This window comes from Brevundimonas sp. NPDC055812 (genome assembly GCF_053616535.1).
On sequence record NZ_JBSHDX010000005.1, the window covers coordinates 263218 to 284055 of the forward strand.

The following is a 20838-nucleotide window of genomic DNA, read 5'->3' on the forward strand; positions in this document are numbered from 1 at the left end:
AGCGCTCAAGTCGGCCGTGACCGCGTCACAGCTTAAGAAGCCCTATTCGCGGCTGCCCATGAAGGCCAGCAGGAACTGGAACAGGTTGATGAAGTTGATGAACAGGCTCAGAGCGCCGAAGCCCGTGGCCACGCCCATGGCGTTCTTGTCGCCGCCGAGCGCGTAGTAGGTCATCTTCAGGCGCTGGGTGTCATAGGCGATCAGACCCGAGAAGATCAGCACGCCCGCGCCCGAGATCACCAGATACATCACGCCCGATTGCATGAACATGTTGACGATCGAGGCGATGATCAGGCCGATCACGCCCATGATCAGGAAGGTGCCCATGCCGCTCAGGTCCTTCTTGGTCGTGTAGCCGACCAGGCTCAGACCCGCGAAGGCGGCGGCCGTCACGAAGAAGGTCGAAGCCAGCGAACCGCCCGTATAGCGCAGGAACAGCACGCCCAGACCGGCGCCGATGGTGGCGACCACGGCCCAGTAGAGCATGTTCACGCCCCGTGCCGTCGGATTCTTCATGAAGAACATGGAGCCGAACAGCATGACCAGCGGCGAGAACTGGATGATCATGCCCAGCATCGTCAGGCCGACGCGACCGTCCGGCATGCGGGCGAACAGCAGTTGCTGCACCGCAGGAACGTTGCCGGTGACGTAGGCCAGGGCGCCGGCGACGACCAGGCCGATCGCCAGCTTGTTGTAGACGCCCAGCATGAAGGCGCGCAGGCCGGCGTCGACGGACATGTCCGCCGACTGCGGAAGCGGGCGCGCATAGCCGTTGTTGAAATCGCTCATCGCGAAAGAAGTCTCCCATGTGGCCGGAAATATCCCGACCCGTGGCTCAAATATCGGGACGCGGGGACGTCCATGCAAGAAAAACCGGACTTCCGGCCGCCGGTTCCGCCCGCTACCAAGGGTCGCATGTTGCGCCTGTTCACCGCTATCGCCATTCCCGAGGACGTCGCCGAGACCCTGGCGCGGCGCCAGTCCGGCCTGCCGGGCGCCCGCTGGCGGCCGCTGGACGCCCTGCACGTCACCCTGGCCTTCTATGGCGAGGCGTCCGAGCGCACGGCCGACGATCTGGCGTCGGAACTGACCCGGGCCGAGGGCGGAGGGGCGTTCGAAGTCACACTGAACGGCGTCGGCGCCTTCGGAGACGCGCATCGCAGCCACACCCTGTGGGCGGGGCTGGACCGGTCGGAGCCGCTGAGCGTCCTGGCCGGGCGTTGCCGCGCGGCGGGCGAACGGGCGGGCGTCCCGCCTGAAAAGCGCGAATACCGCCCGCACGTCACTCTGGCCTATCTGAAGCCCCAGGCGAACCCGGACCGCATCGGCGCCTGGATCGCGGGACACAACCTGTTGAAGTCGCCGCCGATCCGCGTGGATCGCTTCGGCCTTTATTCCAGCGTTCTGACCGGCGATGGCAGCGTCTACACCCTAGAACGCGAGTATCTGTTGTGATCGAACGCCCTGCTTCGCCCCTCGGTCCCACGCTGGAGACCGAGCGCCTGTTCCTGCGTCCGCCGACGCTGGATGATTTTCCGCGCTGGGCGGAGTTTCAGGCCGACCCTGACACGACTCGTTTCATCGGCGGGCCGCAGTCGAAGCATCAGGTCTGGCGGACCATCGCCTCGGTCGCGGGCATGTGGGCCTTGCATGGCGAGGGCATGTTTTCGGTGATCGAGAAGGCGACCGGCCTGTGGATGGGCCGCATCGGGCCGCTGCATCCCTATGATTGGCCGGGCCGCGAGGTGGGCTGGAGCCTGCACCCCGACGCCACGGGCAAGGGCTATGCGATCGAGGCCGCCGTCGCGACCATGGACTACGCCTGCGACGTGCTGGACTGGGCGGACGTGATCCATTGCATCGACCCGGACAACCGGGCGTCGGAGAAGGTGGCGGAACGGCTGGGCTCGACCAATCGCGGACTGGCCGTCATGCCGCCGCCCTTCCATGAGCACGCCGTCAATCTGTGGGGCCAGACGCGGGATCAGTGGCGTCTGAACCGGCAGCGCTTGCGATAGGAACATAGGCGGAACATAAAGGCGAATGCCCGCCGCCGCGCTTCACCTCGAACTGGTCTTCAGCCGCCCTGAAACGACCCTGTCCGTCACGCGTGGGGCCGCCCGGCTGATGGCGGACATGGGTTATGCGCCCCTGCTGGAGGTCTGCCTGCCCAATGGACGGCGCGCCGACGTCATGGCCCTGGGGCCGAAGGGGGACATCGTCATCTGCGAGGTGAAGTCGGGGATCGACGACTATCGCGTCGACCGGAAGTGGCATGAGTACGGCCCGTTCTGCGACGCCTTCTATTTCGCCGTGGCGCCGGAGTTTCCTGAGGGCGTCCTGCCCGACGAGCCAGGGCTGATCGTCGCTGACGGCTTCGGCGGGGCGGTGGTGCGCGAGGCGCCGGCGACGCCCCTCGCTCCCGCGCGCCGCAAGGCCCTGACCCTGGCCTTCGCCCGCCTGGGCGCGCTCCGGACGATGCGGGAGTAGCGCCTTCTCTCACAAGGGGAGAAGAAGAAGAACAATGCGCTCAAGTCGCGAGCGACCGCGTCGCGAGCATAGCGCCCCACAATGAAGCGATAGGCGCAGCCTATCGCGGCGCGCGTTTGGCCAGGATGCGTTGAAGGGTGCGGCGGTGCATGCCCAGGCGACGGGCCGTCTCGGAGACGTTGTGGTCGCACAGCTCATAGACGCGCTGGATATGCTCCCAGCGCACCCGGTCGGCCGACATGGGGTTTTCCGGCGGCTCGGGCGCCTCGCCGGTGGACAGCAGGGCCTTGACCACGTCGTCGGCGTCGGCGGGCTTCTGGAGATAGTCGACGGCCCCGGCCTTGACCGCCGCGACGGCCGTGGCGATCGCGCCGTAACCGGTCAGCATGACGATGCGGGCGTCCTCGCGCCGCTCGCGGATCATCTCGACCACCTTCAGGCCGTTGCCGTCCTCCAGCCGCATGTCCAGCACGGCGAAGGCCGGGACCGCCTGGCGCAGGGCGTCGTTCGCCTCGGCCACTGAGCCGGCGACAGTGACGGCGAACCCGCGGGATTCCAGCGCCCGCCCCAGACGGGTGCGCAGCGCCTGGTCGTCATCCAGCAGCAACAGGGATTTGTCGTCGAGGGCGGCGACTTGAGCGGCGACTTGGGGTTCGAGGTCGGACATGCGGTTCTCCTGCGGTTCAGGTCGTGCGTCATGGGCGCAGGGTCAAGGGCGAAGCCGACGACTGCGACATCAGGTTCCACCGGACTCCATGGCGGAAACCGGCGCCTCCAGCGCCTGTCGCGGCCAGCGGATGGAGACGCGGGCGCCCTTGGGCTGGCCCTTCTCGCCGTCTCCGGACCCGACCGAGACCTTGGCGCCAGTGCGTTCCAGCAGCGTGCGGGCGATGAAGAAGCCCAGGCCCATGCCGCCCTGGCTGGGGGCGATGGGGGCGGTGATCGGGGGCGGCGCCGCGCGGCGGCCGCGCCGGGCGGGGCGCGAGGCGGCGGCGATCTGGGCGGCCAGGGCGCGACGGGCCTTGGCCTGGGGGCGGCTGGTCACATAGGGCTCGCCCAGGCGCGGCAGAATCTCGGAGGCGAAGCCGGGGCCGTCGTCCAGGATGTCGATCTCGATCCAGCCGGCGTCGACCACGGCGGTCAGCCGCACCTTGCGGGCGGCGAAGTCGGCGGCGTTCTCGACCAGGGTGGACAGGCCGTGGACGATCTCGGGCAGGCGGCGGACGCGCGGCACGGGGTGTCCGGGCGGCGCCTTGACGGCGATCTCGAAGTCCAGGTCGAAGCCCCGGTGCGGCTCGGCCACCTCTTCCAGCAGGGCCTTCAGGTCGATGTCGGTGAACAGGGGGTCGCCCTCTTCGGGCTGGGCCGACAGCTGCTTGAGGATGGCCCGGCAGCGTTCCGCCTGTTGCAGGATCAGGGCGGCGTCCTCGGCGGCCGGACTGTCGGGGACGGCGTCGCGCAGCATCTCCTTGGCGACGACCTGGATGGTGGCCAGGGGCGTGCCCAGCTCATGGGCGGCGGCGGCGGCCAGGCCGCCTAGGGCCGCCAGCCTCTGCTCGCGCTGAAGGACGTCCTGGGTGGTGGCGAGGGCCAGCTCCAGCTTGTCGGCGTCGGCGGCGACCTTCCAGGCGTAGCCGGCGGTGAACAGCACCCCCGTCACCAGGGCCAGTCCCAGCCCCAGACGATAGAGGCCCGGCAGCTCCAGATGTTCGTGCAGCCGCCACGGCAAGGGCAGGGACCAAGAGAAGAGGAAGCCCACGGCGATCAGGGCCATGATCCCCAGGATCACCGCCTGGCGCGCAGGCAGGGCGGCCGCCGCGATGGTCACCGGCGCCACCAGCAGCAGGCAGAAGGGGTTGGCCAGCCCCCCGGTCAGGGCCAGCAGGGTCGCCAGCTGCAGGATGTCGAAACCCAGCTGAGCGGCGGTTCGAGGCCCGTCGGGCAGGCTGCCGTCGATGCGCCGCGCCCGCGCCATGGTGGCCAGGTTCATCGCCACGCCGGCGCCGATCACGGTCAGGCACTCCCACAACGGCAAGGGGAAGTGCAGGGCGAAATAGGCCGTCAGGATCGCCGAGGTCTGGCCGATCACCGCCAGCCAGCGCAGCACGATCAGGGTGCGCAGCGACAGGCCGCGTCCGCGTCGGGGCAGCTCCGGCAGGCCGGCCAGCTCGCCTCCCGCCAGGGCCAGGAGGTGCGGCGAGGCGGGCGGCTGGACGTGCGGCGGAATGGGGGCTTCTGTAGGGCTCACCCCTCTTCTATAGACCGGGCGCAGGGCGGCTGCACGGTGCGCCGTGTCGCGCCCGCCGAATGACCCTTCCGCCGAGGAGACGCCATGCCCCGCCGTCCCGTGATCCTGTTCGCCGCCGCCTGCGCGGTCATCGCCCTGGCGCTGGGCCTGATCACCATGGTGGTGGTCGGCGGTCGCCAGCAGGCGGCCCAGACGACGGACGTCGCGACGGGCCAGCCCTTGGTCGGCGGCCCCTTCACCCTGACCAATCAGGACGGCCAGGTCGTCGATCAGTCGATTCTGGAAGGCAAGTGGAGCCTGGTCTTCTTCGGCTTCACCTACTGCCCCGATTACTGCCCCACGACGCTTGGCGTGCTGAACGCCGTGCAGGAGCGGATGGGCGACAAAGCCAGGGATATGCAGATCGTCTTCATCAGCATCGACCCCGAGCGCGACACGCCGCAGATGCTGAAGGACTATCTGTCCTCGGACGGCTTCCCGGATGACGTCATCGGCCTGACCGGCACGCCGGAACAGGTGGCCCAGGTCGCCAGGGAGTACCGCGCCTTCTATCAGAAGGTCGGCGAGGGCGAGGGCTACACCATGAATCACGGCCTGACCGTCTATCTGATGGGGCCGGACGGCCAGTTCCGCAGCGCCGTCGCCCACGACCTGGGCCCCAGCCGCACGGCGACCCTGATCGAAAATGCGATGGAGAAGGGCTGATCACCTTTCCCTGAACGAAGCGAGGCCGGTCTTTTTTGCGACGCAGCACCCTGTATGATCGGCGTTCCACATCGGCGGGGGCCGCAGTCGGGGTTTCATGCTCTACGCTTTTCACGAGCTCGCCTATCATTCGGCGACGCCGTTCCGGATCGGGGCCCAGATGGCCCGCCAGTTCTGGACCTCTCCATTCAATCCGGCGTCGGATACGGCGATCGGCCGCACCGCCTACGCCTCGGCTGAAGTGTTCGAAAGTCTGACGCGTCGCTACGGCAAGCCCGACTGGGGTCTGGAGACGATCGAGATCGACGGCAAGGCCGTCCGCACCACCGAACAGGTCGTCTGGTCCTCGCCCTGGTGCCGTCTGGTGCGGTTCGCCCGCAACATCGGCGACCTGAAGCGCGCGGGCCGACTCGCCGCCGCGCCCGCCGTGGTGATCGTGGCGCCCCTGTCGGGCCACTACGCCACCCTGCTTCGCGGCACGGTCGAGACCTTCCTGCGCGACCACGACGTCTATGTCACCGACTGGTCTAACGCGCGCCAGGTGCCGATGCTGGAGGGCCGTTTCGACTTCAACGACTACATCGACCATGTGCGCGCCATGCTGGCGGCGGTCGGGCCGCGCGCCCACGTCGTCGGCGTCTGCCAGCCGGGGCCGCCGGTGCTGGCGGCCTGCGCGGTGATGGCGGCCGAGAACGACCCGAACCGGCCCGCCTCCATGACCTTCATGGGCTCGCCCATCGACGCCCGCCTGTCGCCGACGGTGACGAACCAGCTGGCCGAGGAAAAGCCCTTCACCTGGTTCAAGTCGAACATGATCCACACCGTGCCCTGGCCCTATCCGGGCGTCGGGCGGAGGGTCTATCCAGGCTTCGTCCAGCTCTACAGCTTCATGTCGATGAACGAGGATAAGCACCTCGACGCCCATCGCCGCTATTTCGAGGATCTGGTGGCGGGCGACGGCGACGGGGTTGAGAAGCACGAGCAGTTCTACGACGAGTATCTGTCGGTGCTGGACCTGACCGAGGAATTCTATCTCCAGACCATCGACATCGTCTTCCAGCAGCACCTGCTGCCGCGCGGCCTGTTGCAGCATCGCGGCGAGACGGTTGATCTGACCGCGATCACGGACATCGGCCTGGCCACCATCGAGGGCGAGATGGACGACATCTCCGGCGTCGGTCAGACCCAGGCCGCGCACGGCCTGACGCCGAACATCCCGGATGATCGGCGCCTGCTCTACGTCCAGCCCAAGGTCGGCCACTACGGCGTCTTCAACGGCCGCCGGTTCCGCGAGGAGATCTATCCGCGCGTGCGCGATTTCATCGCCAGCAATGAAGCTGTCAGTGTCGTACCGGAACGGTCAGCGTCTGCCGCTTGAGGGCGGCGGCGCCCTGAGGCTGTCGGTCAATCCGCGCGCGCGTCGGCTGTCGATCCGCATTGACGCCCGAGCCGGCGAGGCCGTGGCCGTCGCTCCCAGCGAGCGGCGCCTGGGCGAAGTCGTGGCCTTCGCCCGCACCAAGGCCGGATGGATCGCCGAACGGCTGGCCGCGCGGGCCGAGACCCTGGCGTTTGCGCCGGGCGCCGAGGTGAGCTGGCAGGGGCGTCCCTTGCGGCTGGAGGCGACGGGCGGCGCAGGCGCGGCGCGCCTGGTCGAAACGGCCGAGGGGCCGGTGCTGCGCTCGGGCGGAGAGGGCGAGGCCTTCTCACGACGCATCGAGAACTGGTTCCGTCGCGCCGCACGCGACTTCCTGGTCGAGCGGACCGAGGTTCACCTCAAGGCTCTGGGCCAGAAGCCGGTGAAGGTGTCCATCGTCGACACCCGCTCGCGCTGGGGCTCGTGCAGTCCGCACAACCGCTCGATCCGCTATTCCTGGCGCGTCATCATGGCCCCGCCCGCGGTGGCCGACTACCTGGCCGCGCACGAGGTCGCCCACCTGGTCCACGCCGACCACAGCCCGGCCTATTGGGCGGTCGTGGCCCGTCTGGTCGGGGATCATCGCCCGCACCGACGCTGGCTGCGCGAGCATGGCGCGGCGCTTCACGCGGTCGGTTAAATCCTTCTCCCACAAGGGGAGAAGGAAAGCCTAGAAAAACAGCGCGTCGGGCTGGCGTTGCTGTTGCGGAGCGGGTCGCGCCGCCGGGGGCTGTTGCGGCTGGGCCGCCTGCGGGGCCTGGCCGTCGATGACCACGGGCGGTTGGGCGTCGTCGTAGGGAACGGCCGTGGCGTAGGGGTCCTCGACCTGGCCCATCAGGTCGCCGACGGGGTCGGGCGGGATCCAACCCTCGGGCAGGGGCGGGCCGTTGGGGATGGCCTGGACCGCCAGACGCGGCAGGGCCGCCTCCATGAAGCCGCGCCAGATGGCGGCGGGCGAAGAGCCGCCGGTGACGCGGGCCATCGGCTTGTTGTCGTCCTTGCCGACCCAGACGGCGGCGACGAAGCCGCCCGTGTAGCCGACGAACCAGGCGTCCTTGTAGTCCGAGGTGGTGCCGGTCTTACCCGCGATGTCGCGCCCGCCGATGGCGGCCGAACGACCGCTGCCCGAGGTGATCACCCCGCGCAGCATCTGGTTCATGTAGTAGAGCGGCGGATTGTTGATGGCCTGGCCGCTTTCGGACGGGCCGTGGGTGTAGATCACCCGCCCAGACGGGGTGCGGATGCGGCTGATGCCGTAGGCGTCGACGCGGCGGCCGCCGTTGGCGAAGGCGTCATAGGCCTGGGCCATCTCCAGCGGGCTGACCTCGACGGCGCCGAGGGCCATGGAGGGCTGCAGGCCGATCTCGCTGCTGATCCCCAGACGGCGGGCGGCGCGAGCCACGCTGTCGCGCCCGACCTGGTCGGCGACATAGGCGGCGACGGTGTTGGTCGACTGGGCCACGGCCTGGGCCAGGGTCATCTGGCCCGAGAAGCGGCCCGAGTAGTTGCGCGGCGACCAGCCGCCGATGGTCACCGGCTGGTCCACCACCGGGGTCTCGGGCGTATAGCCGGCCTCGACCGCCGCCAGATAGACGAAGGGCTTCCAGGCCGAGCCCGCCTGGCGGCGGGCGTCGACGGCGCGGTTGAACTGGCTGTCGCCATACGACGAACCGCCGATCATGGCGCGCACCCGACCGTCGCCGTCCAGGGCGACCAGGGCCGCCTGCTCGACGCCCTTGCCCTTGTCGCGGTCCAGAATGCGGCGCACGGCGCGCTCGGCGTCGGTCTGCAGCGTCAGGTCCAGGGTGGTTTCGACCACCAGATCCTCGGTCGGCTCGCCGACCAGGCCGCGGATCTGCTTGTCGAGCCAGTCGATGAAGTACTGGGCGTGCTGACTGGCCAGCGTCTTGGACACCCGCACCGGCTCGGCCACGGCGGCGTCGCGCTGAGCGCGGGTGATGGCGCCGACCTCGACCATTTCGTTCAGAACGACGTTGGCGCGGGCGGCGGCGCGCTCGCTCTCCGACACCGGCGAATAGCGCGAGGGCGCCTTCAGAAGACCCGCCAGCAGGGCCGCCTCGCCGACCGTCAGCTTGTCGGCGCTCTTGTCGAAATAGCGTTGCGAGGCGGATTCGATGCCATAGGCGCCGGCGCCGAAATAGACGCGGTTCAGATAGAGGGCGAGGATCTCCTTCTTGGAGAACTTCATTTCCAGCCATACGGCCAGCATCAGTTCCTGGACCTTGCGCTTCATGTTCTGATCGGGCGTCAGGAACAGGTTCTTGGCCAACTGCTGGGTGATGGTCGAACCGCCCTGGACCACGCGCCCGGCCTTCAGGTTCGAGGCCATGGCGCGGCTCATGCCGATGGGGTCGAAGCCGGGGTGATGGTAGAAACGGCGGTCCTCGATGGCCACGAAGGCGGCCGGCACGTAGTCGGGCAGGGCGTCCAGATCGACCGGCGGCGCCATCTGGGTGCCGCGCACCGCGATCAGGGCGCCGGAGCGGTCCAGATAGGTGATCGAGGGCTGGCGATCGACCTCGTACAGACTGGAGGTGTCGGGCAGGTCGCGCGCGAAGACGGCGAAGAAGACGACGCCGAAGATCAGACCCCAGACGGCCAGAACCGCGCCCCAGTAGAAGAGACGGCCCATGAAGGTGCGACGCGGTTTTCCTCCGCCCTGATCGTTCCCGTCGGGTCCGCGGTCCTTGCGCGCCATGAACATCCCTCTATGCCAGCGGCGCGAACCCTAGACCATTTTCGGTTCAGTCGGAATCGACTGAACCTAGAACAATGGTCCAGAATTAAGCTGGAGCGAATATCTGGGTTCAGTTGAACGCAGTCCAACTGAACCGATTTCGCTCTAGCCGTTCACGTCGCCCGCGAAAACGCCCCCGTTTCCGATCACGCCAGCGTGTGCGTTTATTTCGCCGAAAGAATGGCGCGCCGGGCCAGCCAGACGCCCTGATCGCCGGCGCTCTCCACCGTCAGGTCGGCCTCGCTGAGCAGGGCGTGATAGGCGTCGGGGTCCAGGCTGCCGTGATAGAGCGGTTCGCCGCGCCATTCGCCGATCGCCTCGCCGTGGGCGGGACCGGCGGTGAACATCAGCCGCCCGCCTGGGCCGACGCGGGCGGCCAGGGCGGGCAGGACCGTCGTCTGCGCCTCAGGCGTCAGATGGAACAGGCTGTGCCAGGCCAGAACGCCGTGAAAGGCGCCGTCCGGCAGGGTTTCGCGCATGTCGCCGATGCGCCAGTCGCCGCCCGGCAGGGTCTGGCGCGCATGGGCGATCAGGCCGGGCGAGGCGTCGAGGCCGATGACCTCGAATCCGCGCTCCAGCAGGGCGGCGCCCATGGGCCAGCCCGAGCCGCAGCCGACGCCCAGCACGCGGGCGCCGGGCGGCCAGCCCTGCGTGAAGCGGCCCAGCCAGGCCGCTTCGTTCCAGTCGCCCTCATCCCGGCGCAGAACAGAGCCTCGGTCGCGAATCCAGTCCGCCGCCTTCTCCTGATAAAGGCCGACGATCCGGTCCGCGGCCGGATGGCTCATCGGGCCAGGAAGGCGTCCAGCTCGCCGTAGAAGGCCGTCGGCTGGTCGAACATGATGAAGTGGGCGCTGTCGTCGATGCGCTTCAGCTTCGCGCCGGGCAGGGTCGCGAACGACGCCTGATAGATGGCGTCGGTGATCGCATCGGTCATGCGGGCGTCGTTGAACTTGACGTAGAGCACCTCGGTCGGGGCGGTGATCCGGGCTAGTTCGGGGCGCAGGTCGGTCGTGACCAGTTCGCGGAAGGCGGCGGCCGAGACCTTCTGATCGCTGTCGCGCATGTCCTGAAGGGCCTCCTCGCGGCGGCCCTCGGTGTTGATCATGCCGTTGATGGCGGTTGTCGCCTGGGCGACGTAGGCGTCGCGCGGGCTGGCGGATTGGGCGGTCCAGATCTGATCGGCGACGGGCGTCACGCTCTCGGCGGTCGCGCCGGGCGCGCCGAACATGGCGCCCATGAAGGGGATCATGTCGACGACCATCAGCCTGCCGACCAGATCGGGGTGACGCGCGGCCAGCATCATGCCCATGGTCCCGCCCATGGAGTGGCCGACGACGGCGGGCTTGTTCAGATGCTGTTCGCGGATGTAGCGGGCGATTTCCTCGGCCACGGGGGCGCCGACCGGCTGGGGGGCGTCGCTCTGGGCGTTGGCTTGCGGCGCGGCGCCGGCGAAACCGGCGACGTGGATGCGGTGGACGCGATAGCGCCCGGCCAGATGGTCGACCGCGCCCTGCCAGATGTCGGGCGAGGACGACAGGCCGGGGATCAGGATCAGGTCGGGCGCGCCCTCCGGCCCGTCGACCACCACGCTGAGGCGATCGGACGCGAAGGCGGCGTGCGTCGCGTGATTGGCGGGGCCGTCCTGAGCCAGGGCGGCGGGGGCGGCGGCCAGCAACAGGGCGGCGGCGCCGAAAAGGGCGGTGGAGGCGGTGCGGATCAAGGCGTCTCTCCCAAAGAGAATTTGCGCCAGATTAATTCATCGGCTGAGGAAGGGAATGGCCTTTGGACGGCCGACCGTCGCTGCTGCTACAAGGCGGCCATGACCGCAGACGCCGCGCCCGCATCTTCCGCCGCCCCAGAAGCCAAGGCCCCGCCGACGGCTTTCGGCAAGGGCTTCATCACCGACGCCTGGTATTTCGTCGCCCTGGCGCGCGACGTGCCGGTCGCCAGCCTGAAGCGCTATGAGATCATGGGCGAGCCGGTCCTGATCGGCCGCACGCGCGCCGGCGAGGTCTATGGGATGCGCGACATCTGCCCCCACCGCGCGGCGCCGCTGTCGGCCGGGCGGCTGGTCGAGAAGCCGGGCGAGGGCGAGACGATCGAATGTCCCTATCACGGCTGGCGCTTCCGGCCCGACGGCGTCTGCGCGGCCATCCCGTCGCTGGTCGAGGATCAGGCGTTCGAGGCGAACCGCATCAAGGTCCGATCCTACCCGGTGCGCGAGAGCCAGGGCATGGTCTTCGTCTGGATGGCGGCGGACGCCCGCAACCCGTCCGAGCCGGATCAGGAACCGCCGCAGTTCCCCGGCGCCGTCGGCCAGCCCCGTCTGGTCGAGTGGATGGATTTCGACAGCCATATCGACCACGCCGTCGTCGGCCTGATGGACCCCGCCCACGGCCCCTATGTCCACCAGCAATGGTGGTGGCGGTCCGAGCATTCGATGCACGAGAAGGCCAAGACCTTCGCCCCGGTCGACTTCGGCTGGGCCATGGTGCGTCACGCGCCGTCGTCGAACAGCCGCCTGTACAAGGTGCTGGGCGGGGCGCCCGCGACCGAGATCACCTTCCGCCTGCCGGGCTATCGCTGGGAGCATATCCAGGTGGGCGAAAAGCAGGTGCTGGCCCTGACCTGCCTGACGCCGGTGAGCGAGACCAAGACCCGCATCACCCAGATCTTCTGGTCCGATCACTGGGTGTTCGGCATCGCCAAGCCCTTCCTGCGGATGGGCGTCGTCGCCTTCCTGAAGCAGGACGGCGGCATGGTGAACCTGCAGAACGAGGGGCTGAAATACGACCCGGCCCTGATCTGGATCGACGACGCCGACAAACAGGCCAAATGGTATCAGCAGCTGAAGCGCGAATGGCTGAAGAGCCGCGCCGAGGGCCGCGCCTTCGTCAATCCGATCAAGGAGACGGTGCTGCGCTGGAAGAGCTGACGGCTGAAGTCCGGCGGCGCAGCTCTGGCCGTTCCGTGCGGAACGGCGCAATCATGCGGCCATGAAGCCGGTCGCGCACCTCTTTCGTCTGCACTTCGCCCTTTGGTTGGGATTGGCGGTGATGGCGGCGGCCAGCGCCGTCTCGCCGGTCGTCTGGGGCTGGCCGATGCGGCTGGCGGTCGCCTGGGACGCGGGTGTGACAGCCTTTCTGCTGCTGACCTTCATGCGGTTGAGTCGGGCGCGATCGGTGGCGGTGATCCGCGCGCGGTCGGCGGAGCTGGACCAGGCGGGCGGGGCGGTGCTGCCGCTCAGCCTGTTGGCGGCGGGGGCCAGCGTCTTCGTCATCGTCTTCATGGCGGCGTCGGGCGGCAAGCCGACGGCGACGGCGGCGGTTCTGACCGTGGTCACCATCGCCTTGAGCTGGCTGTTCGTGCAGACCATCTTCACCCTGCATTACGCCCATGAGTTCTATGCGCCCGCCGAGGCCGGCCAGGGGGATCGTCAGGGCCTGATGTTTCCGGGCGAGGACGACGCCGACTACTGGGACTTCCTGCACTTCGCCCTGATCATCGGCGTGGCGAACCAGACCGCCGACGTCCAGATCTCCAGCCAGCGCCTGCGCCGCATCGCCACCGTCCACAGCATCGTGGCCTGGCTGTTCAACACGGTGATCCTGGCTCTGGCGGTCAATCTGGCGGTCAACCTGTTGTAGGCTTTCGCCGAGTTCGCCTTGACTTGGCCGCTATTGAGGCCCATCTGCGCTGCATCGCACAATGCGGTGACCGGTGCGTTCCAGCGCGTGTTGGGCTTCCCTCCCCGGAAGGCCTGTCTGTCGAGCGGCCGGATCATTCGATTTCATACGTCGTCCATACACGCGGGGCGGCGCCCGTTCCCCGCCCGAGCTTCGGGCAGGCGACGTGCGCCCCTAGTGAAGGCCTGGCTTGTCCAGCCGCGCGCGCCGCCGTTCGTGAAAGACAGACGTGAGCGACACCATCACCTTCGAATCCATGGGCCTGAACAAGGCCCTCCTGACCGCCCTGGCCGCGACCGGCTATGAGAAGCCGACGCCGATCCAGGCCAAGTCCATTCCCGACGTCATGAAGGGCAAGGATCTGCTGGGCATCGCCCAGACCGGCACCGGCAAGACGGCGGCCTTCGCCCTGCCGATCCTGCATCGCCTGGCCGAGAACCGCGTGGCGCCCAAGCCGCGCACCACGCGCGCCCTGATCCTGAGCCCCACGCGCGAACTGGCGACCCAGATCGCCGACAGCTTCAAGCAATACGGCGCCCACCTGGGCTTCCGCGTGGCCGTCATCTTCGGCGGCGTGAAATACGGCCCGCAGGAACGCGCCCTGCAACAGGGTCTCGATGTCCTGGTCGCCGCCCCCGGCCGCCTGCTGGATCACCTGCAGCAGAAGACGCTGGACCTGTCCTCGACCGAGATCTTCGTCCTCGACGAAGCCGACCAGATGCTTGACCTCGGCTTCATCAAGCCGATCCGCCAGATCGTCAGCCGCATCCCGGCCAAGCGCCAGAACCTGTTCTTCTCGGCCACCATGCCGTCGGAGATCGGCAAGCTGGCCGGCGAGCTGCTGAAGGACCCGGTCAAGGTCCAGGTCACGCCGCAGGCCACCACGGTAGAGCGCATCAAGCAGTCGGTGATCTGGGTCGAGCAGGGCAGGAAGCGCGCCCTGCTGACCGAGCTGTTCTCGGACCCCGCCTATACGCGCTGCCTGGTCTTCACCAAGACCAAGCACGGCGCCGACAAGGTCGCGGCCTATCTGGAGGCCGGCGGCGTCGAGGCCGGGGCCATCCACGGCAACAAGAGCCAGCCCCAGCGCGAGCGCGCGCTTGAGGCCTTCAAGAACGGCAAGCTGCGCGTCCTGGTCGCCACCGACATCGCCGCGCGCGGCATCGATGTGGACAAGGTCACCCACGTGGTGAACTTCGAGCTGCCCTATGTGCCGGAAGCCTATGTCCACCGCATCGGCCGCACGGCCCGCGCGGGCAAGGACGGCACCGCCATCAGCTTCGTCGCCGGCGACGAGATGAAGCTGCTGAAGGACATCGAGAAGGTCACGCGCCAGAAGATCCCCGCGATCGACCGTCGCAACGACAAGGCCCTGGCCCAGTTGGACGCCTCCATCATGGCGGCGGGCGTGGCCAAGAAGGCGACCTTGCCCGAGCGCGAGGGTCGTTCGGGCGGCGAGGGCCGCGGCGGCGGTCGTCGCAACCCGCGTCGCGACGGCGTCAAGCCCGAGGGCGGCGGCCAGCCGCACCGTCAGCGCAAGGGTCAACGCGACCGGACTCATCACGCCGAGCGCCCGGCGGCGGCCTATGACCCGATGGCGGGCGACCGCGCCCGCTCGGCCGTCCGGGCGACGCCCGAGGCCGAACCCAAGCCGGTCGGCGAGCTGAAGCGCCGTCCTCGTCGTCGCCGTCCGTCGAACGGCGGCAAGGGACACGGCGCTCAAGGCTGATCGTCGAGATCGGCGCAGGAACAAAAACGGCGGCTCTCTTGCGGGAGCCGCCGTTTCCGTATCCGTCGTCAGGCGAGGATCAGAAGGCCCAGCGGGCGCCGATCGAGGCCACCAGGGCCGAGCCTTCGGCCTCGCCGCGCAGGTGCGAGGTCACGGCCGCCGGGGTGCCGGCGTAGAAGGCGCGGTCGTCGTGGATCGTCGAGTCGCTGAAGGCGATGTAGGTCAGACCCGCGTCGAAGGTGACGCCCTCGGTCACCTCGGTCGAGCCGCCGACCGAGAACAGCCAGCGGTCGGCGTCCGGGATGCGGGCGGTGCGTAGGCTGTCGCGGGTCGGGGTCGGATCGTAGCCGACGCCGGCGCGCAGGGTGGTCTTGTCGCTGATGGCGTAGTCCAGGCCGATCGCGCCGGTGGTGACGTCCTTGTAGTTCTGATGGATGACGTCGCCGCCGCCCGGATATTCGACGGTGATGGCCTGGAACTCGGACCAGCCGATGCGATTGACCTGGGCGTTCAGGGTCAGCTTGTCGTTGACGGCGTAACGGACCGACGCCGAGGCGAACCACGGGGTGTTGAAGCTGGCCGTGCCGCCCGTCGAGACGCTGTTAGGCGCCAGCGGGCCGGTCAGGACGATGTTCACGTCGCCGTCCAGTTCGTGCTCGATCTTGGAGCGATAGCTGAGACCGAAGTCCCACGGGCCCTTGTGGACCTGGGCGCCGACATTCCAGCCGAAGTCCCAGCCGTCGCCTTCCAGCGAGGAGGAGCCGTCCGGCAGCAGGGGGGACACCGACGGCATGGCCGAGGTCAGCTTGGCCTTGACGAACTGGGCGTTCAGACCGGCGCCGACGTCCAGCCAGTCGTTGACCTGATAGGCCACGGTCAGGCTGGCGTCGCCCGAGCGCAGCTCCGACGTCAGGGCGTCGTAGCGGGCGAAGGAGCCCTGTTCGTACTTGGTGATGAAGTTGTAGGGGGCGGCCACCGAGACGCCGACGGCGAAGCGGTCGCCGATCGGCGTGGCGAAGGCGAAGTTCGGCACCAGGCCGCTTTCGATCGGGTCGACCTCGGTGTTGCGCGGGTTGACCACCGGCACGTCCACGCCGCCCGGATAGGTGACGTAGGAGCCGGCGTTCTTCACCTCGGAGTCGATGCGGATGGCGTGAAGGCCGACCGAGACTTCACGGCCGCTGCGGGCGATGGAGGCGGGGTTCCACCACATCGAGCCGACGCCGCGGTCGGCGGCTTCGCCCGAATAGGCGCGTCCGGCGCCGCGCACGGACTGTTCCTGCAGATAGAAGGAGCCCGCGAAGGCCGGGGCGGCGACGCCCGTCATCAGGGCGGTGGTCAGAGCCAGGCCGCCGAGGCGGGCCATGTTCCTGGGAGTCATTACGCTTCACCTATGTCGTGGGCCGACCATTTTGAGAAAGGCGGGCGGCCTTGGTTCGGGGAGGGCCGCCACGCTACCCATCACAGCGTCCGTGTCATGAAAGCGTTGCGTCCAAGGCCGGTGTCGGACCGCTTCTCGGCGAAAGCGTGGCGCAAAAATCGCACAATTTCACACCTTGGTGAGGTTACGTAACGGCAATTTCGATGCCTGAAGAACGTAGGTTTGCGGCAAGATCGTGTTCCGCAGCGTCAACTTCGGCCTGATCCCGACCCCGGATAACCAGCTGGGTTCCGACCTCGCCGGCGGTCTGTCCGGCGCCGAAACCGAAGGGATAGGAGCCGAAGGACAGGTGTGGTCGCGCCTCGGCGGCGACGCGCAGGATGTCGGCCACGGCGCCCTCGCCGACGCCGGTGACGCGCAATGACCGGCTGTGCACCGGGGCGCCCGTCTTCAGGCGCGGCGCCACGTCGTCCAGCATGGCCTCCATGATCTTGGGCACGCCGGCCATGACGAAGACGTTGTCGACCTGGAAGCCCGGCGCGTCGCTGACCGGATTGGCGATCAGGACGCCGCCGTCGGGCACGCGGGCCATGCGGCGCCGCGCAGCGTTGAACTCGCCCGGCGCATAGCGGCGCTCCAGGATGGCGAGAGCCTCGGGGTGTTCGCACACGGAAACGCCGAAGGCGGCGCCGACCGCATCGGCGGTGATGTCGTCATGGGTCGGGCCGATGCCGCCGGTGGTGAAGACATAGTCGTGCGCCGCGCGCAGGGCGTTCAGCGCCGCGACGATCTGGTCCTGACGATCGCCGACCACCCGCGCCTCCATCAGATCGACGCCGAGCGGCGCCAGGAAGCGGGCCAGGGTGTTCAGATTGCTGTCGCGGGTTCGGCCCGACAGGATCTCGTCGCCGATGACCAGGACGGCGGCGGTGGGGGAGGGGGGCGATTGTGACATGGGCTGAAGATAGGAAGCGCCAGGCCATGCGTCAGCCGTGAACCCTGACGGGCTTGAGGTTTTGTGCTAGTCTGACCATCTGAAGTCCTGAAGTCGTTTCTTCGCCCGGTCCGCCTGTATGCGGAGCGCGCGCCTCCCCGAAAGCCGATCATGTACGAGACCCCCGACCTGGAAACCGACGTCTTCGTCCGCAGCCACGAAATCCGCATCTATGACGCGGAAGGGTTCGAGGGCATGCGCAAGGCCGGCCGCCTGGTCGCCGAGGCGCTGGACATGATCACCGAGCATGTGAAGCCGGGCGTCACCACGGGCGAGCTGGACGATCTGGTGCGCGAGTTCACCCTGGACAACGGCGGCGTCCCCGCCTGCCTGGGCTACAAGGGCTACACCAAGACGGTCTGCACCTCGATCAACCACGTCGTCTGCCACGGCATTCCCGGCGACAAGGTTCTGAAGGAAGGCGACATCGTCAACATCGACCATACGGTCATCGTCGACGGCTGGCACGGCGATAGCAGCCGGATGTACCCGGTCGGCGAGATCAACGCCCGCGCCAAGCGGCTGATCGACGTCACCTATGACTCGCTGGACCTGGGCCTGGCCCAGATCAAGCCGGGGAACACCTTCGGCGACATCGGCTTCGCCATCCAGAAATTCGTCGAGGCCCAGCGCATGAGCGTGGTCCGCGACTTCTGCGGCCACGGCATCGGCCGGGTCTTCCACGACAGCCCCAACGTCCTGCACTACGGCCGTCGCGGCGAGGGCGCGGTGCTGAAGCCGGGCATGTTCTTCACCGTCGAGCCGATGGTGAACCTGGGCAAGCCGGCGGTGAAGGTGCTGTCGGACGGCTGGACCGCCGTGACGCGCGACAAGTCGTTGTCGTCGCAGTGCGAACACTCGATCGGCGTGACCGAGGACGGGCTGGAGATCTTCACCGCCTCGCCCAAGGGTCTTTTCCGCCCGAAATTCTGAGCTAGTCTCCCTTCCGGGGGAGGCTGATGCTCGATCAACCGCCGGAACAACCGAAGGCCAAGCCGCACCACGCCGGTCATCGCGAGCGGCTGCGTGAACGCGCGCGCACGGCGGGCATCCATCATCTGCCGGACTATGAGCTGCTGGAGCTGTTCCTGTTCCGCAGCCAGCCGCAGGGCGACGTCAAGCCGGTGGCCAAGGCCCTGCTGACGCGGTTCGGATCGCTGGCGGCGGTGCTGGCGGCCTCGGTGGAGGATCTGATGACGGTCAAGGCCGAGGATTCGCGCGGTCGGGCCAAGGGGGTGGGCGCCGAGACGGCGCTGGACCTCGCCGCCCTGCACGAAGTCTCGCGCCGCGTGGCCAAGGAAGAGGCGAACAAGCGCACCGTCATCTCGTCGTGGACGGCGCTGCTGGCCTATGTGCGCCTGTCGCTGCAGCACGAGCCGCGCGAGCAGTTCCGCGTCCTCTATCTCGACAAGAAGAACCAGCTGATCCTCGACGAGATTCAGAACCGGGGCACGGTCGACCACGCCCCGGTCTATCCGCGCGAGGTGGTGCGGCGGGCGCTGGAACTGTCGGCCAGCGCCATGATCATCGTGCACAATCACCCCTCGGGCGATCCGACGCCCAGCCGGGCCGACATCGACATGACCAGACAGGTGATCGAGGCCGCCCGCGCCCTGTCGGTTCAGGTTCACGACCACCTCATCGTCGGCCGCGAAGGCGTGGCCAGCTTCAAGCAACTGGGATTGATGTGACTGTTCTGACCACTCAACGCCTGACCCTGACGCCCGTCGCCGTCGGCGACATGGACGACCTGACCGCCCTGTGGGCCGACGCCGAGTTCACCCGCCACATCATGGGGCGAGGCCTGTCCGAGGAGGAGGTCTGGTTCCGCCTACTGCGCGACATCGGCCACTGGCAGGCCAAGGGCTACGGCAACTGGTCGATCCGCGAGACGACGACGGGGGCCTATGTCGGCAGCGTCGGCGTGCTGGACTATCGCCGCGAGATCGATCCTCCCTTCGACGCGCCGGAGCTGGGCTGGGGCGTGGCGCCCGCCTTTCAAGGTGCGGGCTTGGCGCGCGAGGCGCTGGAGGCGGCCCTGGCTTGGACCGACGCCTATCGGCTGGAGGCGCGCACGGTCTGCATGATCTCGCCCGAGAACGCGCCCTCGGCGCGTCTGGCCGAGCGGGTGGGCTATCGCCCCTACGCCCGCGCGGACTACAAGGGATCGGCCGTCGACCTGTATGAGCGCCCTCGCGCCGGATGAGCGGCTGACAGGCGGGGCGCGGGGCGATAAGCTTTACAATTCAGGCCCGGAAGCGGCCTTCTGCGTTTCAGGAGTTCCAAGATGCCCATGTCCGCCGACGACCTTCGCGACCATCTGGTGGAGGCCTTCCCCGACGCGGACATCGCCATCGAGGACCTGGCGGGCGACGGCGACCACTATCGCGCCCGCATCGTGTCGGAGGTCTTTCGCGGAATGCCCCGCGTGCGTCAGCACCAGACCGTCTACGCCGCGCTGAAGGGCAAGATGGGCGGCGAACTGCACGCCCTGGCGCTGGAGACCTCGGCGCCGGTCGAGGCGGGCTGAACCCCATGCGCTACCGCCCCTTCGGCGCCTCGGGGGCTGCGGTCTCCAGTCTGACGCTCAGCCTGGGGGCTGAGGCGGCGGCGCGGGGGCCGAACTCTGTCCGCGACCTGGTGTTCGCCGGGCTTGAGGCGGGGGTGAACGGCTATCATATCGAGCGGCTGGACCCGATGCTGCTTCAGGCCGTCGGCGAGGCCCTGGGCCATGTCGAGCGGCGGCTGGTGTGGGTCAGCACGACCCTGGGCGCCGACCGGGATTTCTCGGCCGAGAGGCTGGGCCGTTCGATCGAACAGGGGCTGCACGCCTCGGGCCTGGGCTGGTTCGACATGGCGGTGCTGGATCGCCCGGCCGAGGATGAGCTGCCCCAGACCTCCCTGACCGCCCTGAAGGCGATGCGGAAGGCCGAGTATGTGCGGATGCTGGGCGTGTCGGGCGATGAACCGGTGACGGATCTCTATGTCTCGACCGGGGCGTTCGACGTCCTGTTCACCCCCTTTCACGCCAATGTGCCCTGGCAGGTGCGCTCGCGCATGAAGGCCGCGCGTGATCGGGAGATGAGCCTGTTCGCCTATGACTATTTTCCCGAAAGCCTGGCCACCGAGCGCCGCGCCGCCGATGCGGGCGGGGCGAAGAAGCGGGGCCTGTTCGGCGGCTGGGGCGCAGGGCGAGGCGAGGCCGATCTGGAGCGGCCGGGCTCCTTCGCCTTCCTGCACCGGACGCCGGGGTGGACCGGCGAGGCCATCTGCCTGGCCTACGCCCTGGCGGATCCGGCGGTGGCCAGCGTGCTGATCCGGCCCAGGGACCGGGCGCATCTGGAAGACCTGGCGAGCGTGCCCGAGCGCGACCTGCCCGCCGGCCTCTCGGCCCAGATCGAGATGGCGCGTGTGGACGCCTCGGCCTGATCGG

The 20838-nt window shown here is 68.5% G+C and carries 22 protein-coding genes; 14 read left to right on the plus strand and 8 right to left on the minus strand.

Annotated elements, in window-relative coordinates; genetic code table 11:
• Nucleotides 1–42 precede the first annotated feature (42 nt).
• Nucleotides 43–789 carry a Bax inhibitor-1/YccA family protein gene (locus ACWGL1_RS10825; RefSeq protein WP_346485503.1) on the minus strand — a complete coding sequence of 249 codons (747 nt, stop codon included), beginning with the start codon at nucleotides 787–789 and terminating at the stop codon, nucleotides 43–45.
• 126 nt (nucleotides 790–915) lie between these two features.
• Between ACWGL1_RS10825 and thpR the strand changes: the two genes are divergently transcribed.
• Genes thpR through mmcB form a run of 3 tightly spaced genes read left to right on the plus strand, consistent with a single transcriptional unit; the run spans nucleotide 916 to nucleotide 2490 of the window.
• Nucleotides 916–1455 carry an RNA 2',3'-cyclic phosphodiesterase gene (thpR, locus tag ACWGL1_RS10830; protein WP_452111994.1) on the plus strand — a complete coding sequence of 180 codons (540 nt, stop codon included), beginning with the start codon at nucleotides 916–918 and terminating at the stop codon, nucleotides 1453–1455.
• On the plus strand, nucleotides 1452–2018 hold the full coding sequence (locus ACWGL1_RS10835) for a GNAT family N-acetyltransferase (protein WP_452111995.1): 567 nt from the start codon (nucleotides 1452–1454) through the stop codon (nucleotides 2016–2018). The genes thpR and ACWGL1_RS10835 overlap by 4 nt, the downstream gene beginning before the upstream one ends.
• A gap of 25 nt (nucleotides 2019–2043) precedes the next feature.
• Nucleotides 2044–2490 carry a DNA repair putative endonuclease MmcB gene (mmcB, locus tag ACWGL1_RS10840; protein ID WP_291780062.1) on the plus strand — a complete coding sequence of 149 codons (447 nt, stop codon included), beginning with the start codon at nucleotides 2044–2046 and terminating at the stop codon, nucleotides 2488–2490.
• A 100-nt stretch (nucleotides 2491–2590) separates the two neighbouring features.
• Here mmcB and ACWGL1_RS10845 read toward each other — a convergent pair whose 3' ends face one another.
• Both ACWGL1_RS10845 and ACWGL1_RS10850 read right to left on the minus strand, forming a co-directional pair.
• Nucleotides 2591–3157, minus strand: coding sequence for an ActR/PrrA/RegA family redox response regulator transcription factor (locus ACWGL1_RS10845; protein WP_291780060.1), 567 nt, complete (start codon nucleotides 3155–3157; stop codon nucleotides 2591–2593).
• A gap of 69 nt (nucleotides 3158–3226) precedes the next feature.
• The gene (locus tag ACWGL1_RS10850) at nucleotides 3227–4738 is read right to left on the minus strand and encodes an ActS/PrrB/RegB family redox-sensitive histidine kinase (protein WP_452111996.1); all 1512 of its coding nucleotides are present in this window, start codon (nucleotides 4736–4738) and stop codon (nucleotides 3227–3229) included.
• A gap of 84 nt (nucleotides 4739–4822) precedes the next feature.
• Between ACWGL1_RS10850 and ACWGL1_RS10855 the strand changes: the two genes are divergently transcribed.
• The 3 genes from ACWGL1_RS10855 (at nucleotide 4823) to ACWGL1_RS10865 (ending at nucleotide 7497) form a co-directional block, all read left to right on the plus strand.
• Nucleotides 4823–5443, plus strand: coding sequence for an SCO family protein (locus tag ACWGL1_RS10855; RefSeq protein ID WP_452111997.1), 621 nt, complete (start codon nucleotides 4823–4825; stop codon nucleotides 5441–5443).
• A 97-nt stretch (nucleotides 5444–5540) separates the two neighbouring features.
• Nucleotides 5541–6821, plus strand: coding sequence for a polyhydroxyalkanoate depolymerase (locus tag ACWGL1_RS10860; protein ID WP_452111998.1), 1281 nt, complete (start codon nucleotides 5541–5543; stop codon nucleotides 6819–6821).
• Nucleotides 6787–7497 carry a M48 family metallopeptidase gene (locus ACWGL1_RS10865; protein WP_338577663.1) on the plus strand — a complete coding sequence of 237 codons (711 nt, stop codon included), beginning with the start codon at nucleotides 6787–6789 and terminating at the stop codon, nucleotides 7495–7497. The genes ACWGL1_RS10860 and ACWGL1_RS10865 overlap by 35 nt, the downstream gene beginning before the upstream one ends.
• A gap of 30 nt (nucleotides 7498–7527) precedes the next feature.
• Here ACWGL1_RS10865 and ACWGL1_RS10870 read toward each other — a convergent pair whose 3' ends face one another.
• The 3 genes from ACWGL1_RS10870 to ACWGL1_RS10880 all read right to left on the minus strand — a co-directional run bounded on the left by ACWGL1_RS10870 (nucleotide 7528) and on the right by ACWGL1_RS10880 (nucleotide 11335).
• Nucleotides 7528–9582 (minus strand): transglycosylase domain-containing protein, encoded by a 2055-nt coding sequence (locus ACWGL1_RS10870; protein ID WP_338577664.1) that lies wholly within the window; start codon nucleotides 9580–9582, stop codon nucleotides 7528–7530.
• Nucleotides 9583–9779: 197 nt separating this feature from the next.
• On the minus strand, nucleotides 9780–10400 hold the full coding sequence (locus ACWGL1_RS10875) for a methyltransferase domain-containing protein (protein ID WP_452111999.1): 621 nt from the start codon (nucleotides 10398–10400) through the stop codon (nucleotides 9780–9782).
• Nucleotides 10397–11335 carry an alpha/beta fold hydrolase gene (locus ACWGL1_RS10880; protein ID WP_452112000.1) on the minus strand — a complete coding sequence of 313 codons (939 nt, stop codon included), beginning with the start codon at nucleotides 11333–11335 and terminating at the stop codon, nucleotides 10397–10399. Before ACWGL1_RS10880 ends, ACWGL1_RS10875 begins: the two co-directional genes overlap by 4 nt.
• Before the next feature lie 99 nt (nucleotides 11336–11434).
• Here ACWGL1_RS10880 and ACWGL1_RS10885 point away from each other — a divergent pair, with 99 nt between their 5' ends.
• The 3 genes from ACWGL1_RS10885 to ACWGL1_RS10895 all read left to right on the plus strand — a co-directional run bounded on the left by ACWGL1_RS10885 (nucleotide 11435) and on the right by ACWGL1_RS10895 (nucleotide 15030).
• Entirely contained in the window at nucleotides 11435–12550 is a 1116-nt protein-coding gene (locus tag ACWGL1_RS10885; RefSeq protein WP_291780036.1) for an aromatic ring-hydroxylating oxygenase subunit alpha, read from the plus strand.
• A gap of 61 nt (nucleotides 12551–12611) precedes the next feature.
• Entirely contained in the window at nucleotides 12612–13262 is a 651-nt protein-coding gene (locus ACWGL1_RS10890; RefSeq protein ID WP_452112001.1) for a DUF1345 domain-containing protein, read from the plus strand.
• Nucleotides 13263–13530: 268 nt separating this feature from the next.
• Complete coding sequence (locus ACWGL1_RS10895; protein ID WP_422388308.1) at nucleotides 13531–15030, plus strand: DEAD/DEAH box helicase; 1500 nt, start codon at nucleotides 13531–13533, stop codon at nucleotides 15028–15030.
• A 79-nt stretch (nucleotides 15031–15109) separates the two neighbouring features.
• On the opposite strand, the gene ACWGL1_RS10900 is transcribed toward ACWGL1_RS10895, so the two are convergent.
• Complete coding sequence (locus tag ACWGL1_RS10900; RefSeq protein ID WP_452112002.1) at nucleotides 15110–16411, minus strand: OmpP1/FadL family transporter; 1302 nt, start codon at nucleotides 16409–16411, stop codon at nucleotides 15110–15112.
• A 184-nt stretch (nucleotides 16412–16595) separates the two neighbouring features.
• Nucleotides 16596–17366: a competence/damage-inducible protein A gene (locus ACWGL1_RS10905; protein ID WP_452112003.1), complete on the minus strand. Its 771-nt coding sequence runs from the start codon at nucleotides 17364–17366 to the stop codon at nucleotides 16596–16598.
• A gap of 150 nt (nucleotides 17367–17516) precedes the next feature.
• Here ACWGL1_RS10905 and map point away from each other — a divergent pair, with 150 nt between their 5' ends.
• The 5 genes from map (at nucleotide 17517) to ACWGL1_RS10930 (ending at nucleotide 20834) form a co-directional block, all read left to right on the plus strand.
• Nucleotides 17517–18338: a type I methionyl aminopeptidase gene (gene map, locus ACWGL1_RS10910; protein ID WP_291780025.1), complete on the plus strand. Its 822-nt coding sequence runs from the start codon at nucleotides 17517–17519 to the stop codon at nucleotides 18336–18338.
• Nucleotides 18339–18364: 26 nt separating this feature from the next.
• Nucleotides 18365–19096 carry a RadC family protein gene (gene radC / locus ACWGL1_RS10915; RefSeq protein WP_452112004.1) on the plus strand — a complete coding sequence of 244 codons (732 nt, stop codon included), beginning with the start codon at nucleotides 18365–18367 and terminating at the stop codon, nucleotides 19094–19096.
• Nucleotides 19093–19611, plus strand: coding sequence for a GNAT family N-acetyltransferase (locus ACWGL1_RS10920; protein WP_452112005.1), 519 nt, complete (start codon nucleotides 19093–19095; stop codon nucleotides 19609–19611). The genes radC and ACWGL1_RS10920 overlap by 4 nt, the downstream gene beginning before the upstream one ends.
• Nucleotides 19612–19692: 81 nt before the next feature.
• Nucleotides 19693–19935 carry a BolA family transcriptional regulator gene (locus tag ACWGL1_RS10925; protein ID WP_291780016.1) on the plus strand — a complete coding sequence of 81 codons (243 nt, stop codon included), beginning with the start codon at nucleotides 19693–19695 and terminating at the stop codon, nucleotides 19933–19935.
• A 5-nt stretch (nucleotides 19936–19940) separates the two neighbouring features.
• A complete protein-coding gene (locus ACWGL1_RS10930; RefSeq protein ID WP_452112006.1) occupies nucleotides 19941–20834 on the plus strand; it encodes an aldo/keto reductase in 894 nt (297 codons plus the stop codon).
• Nucleotides 20835–20838: the final 4 nt, after the last annotated feature.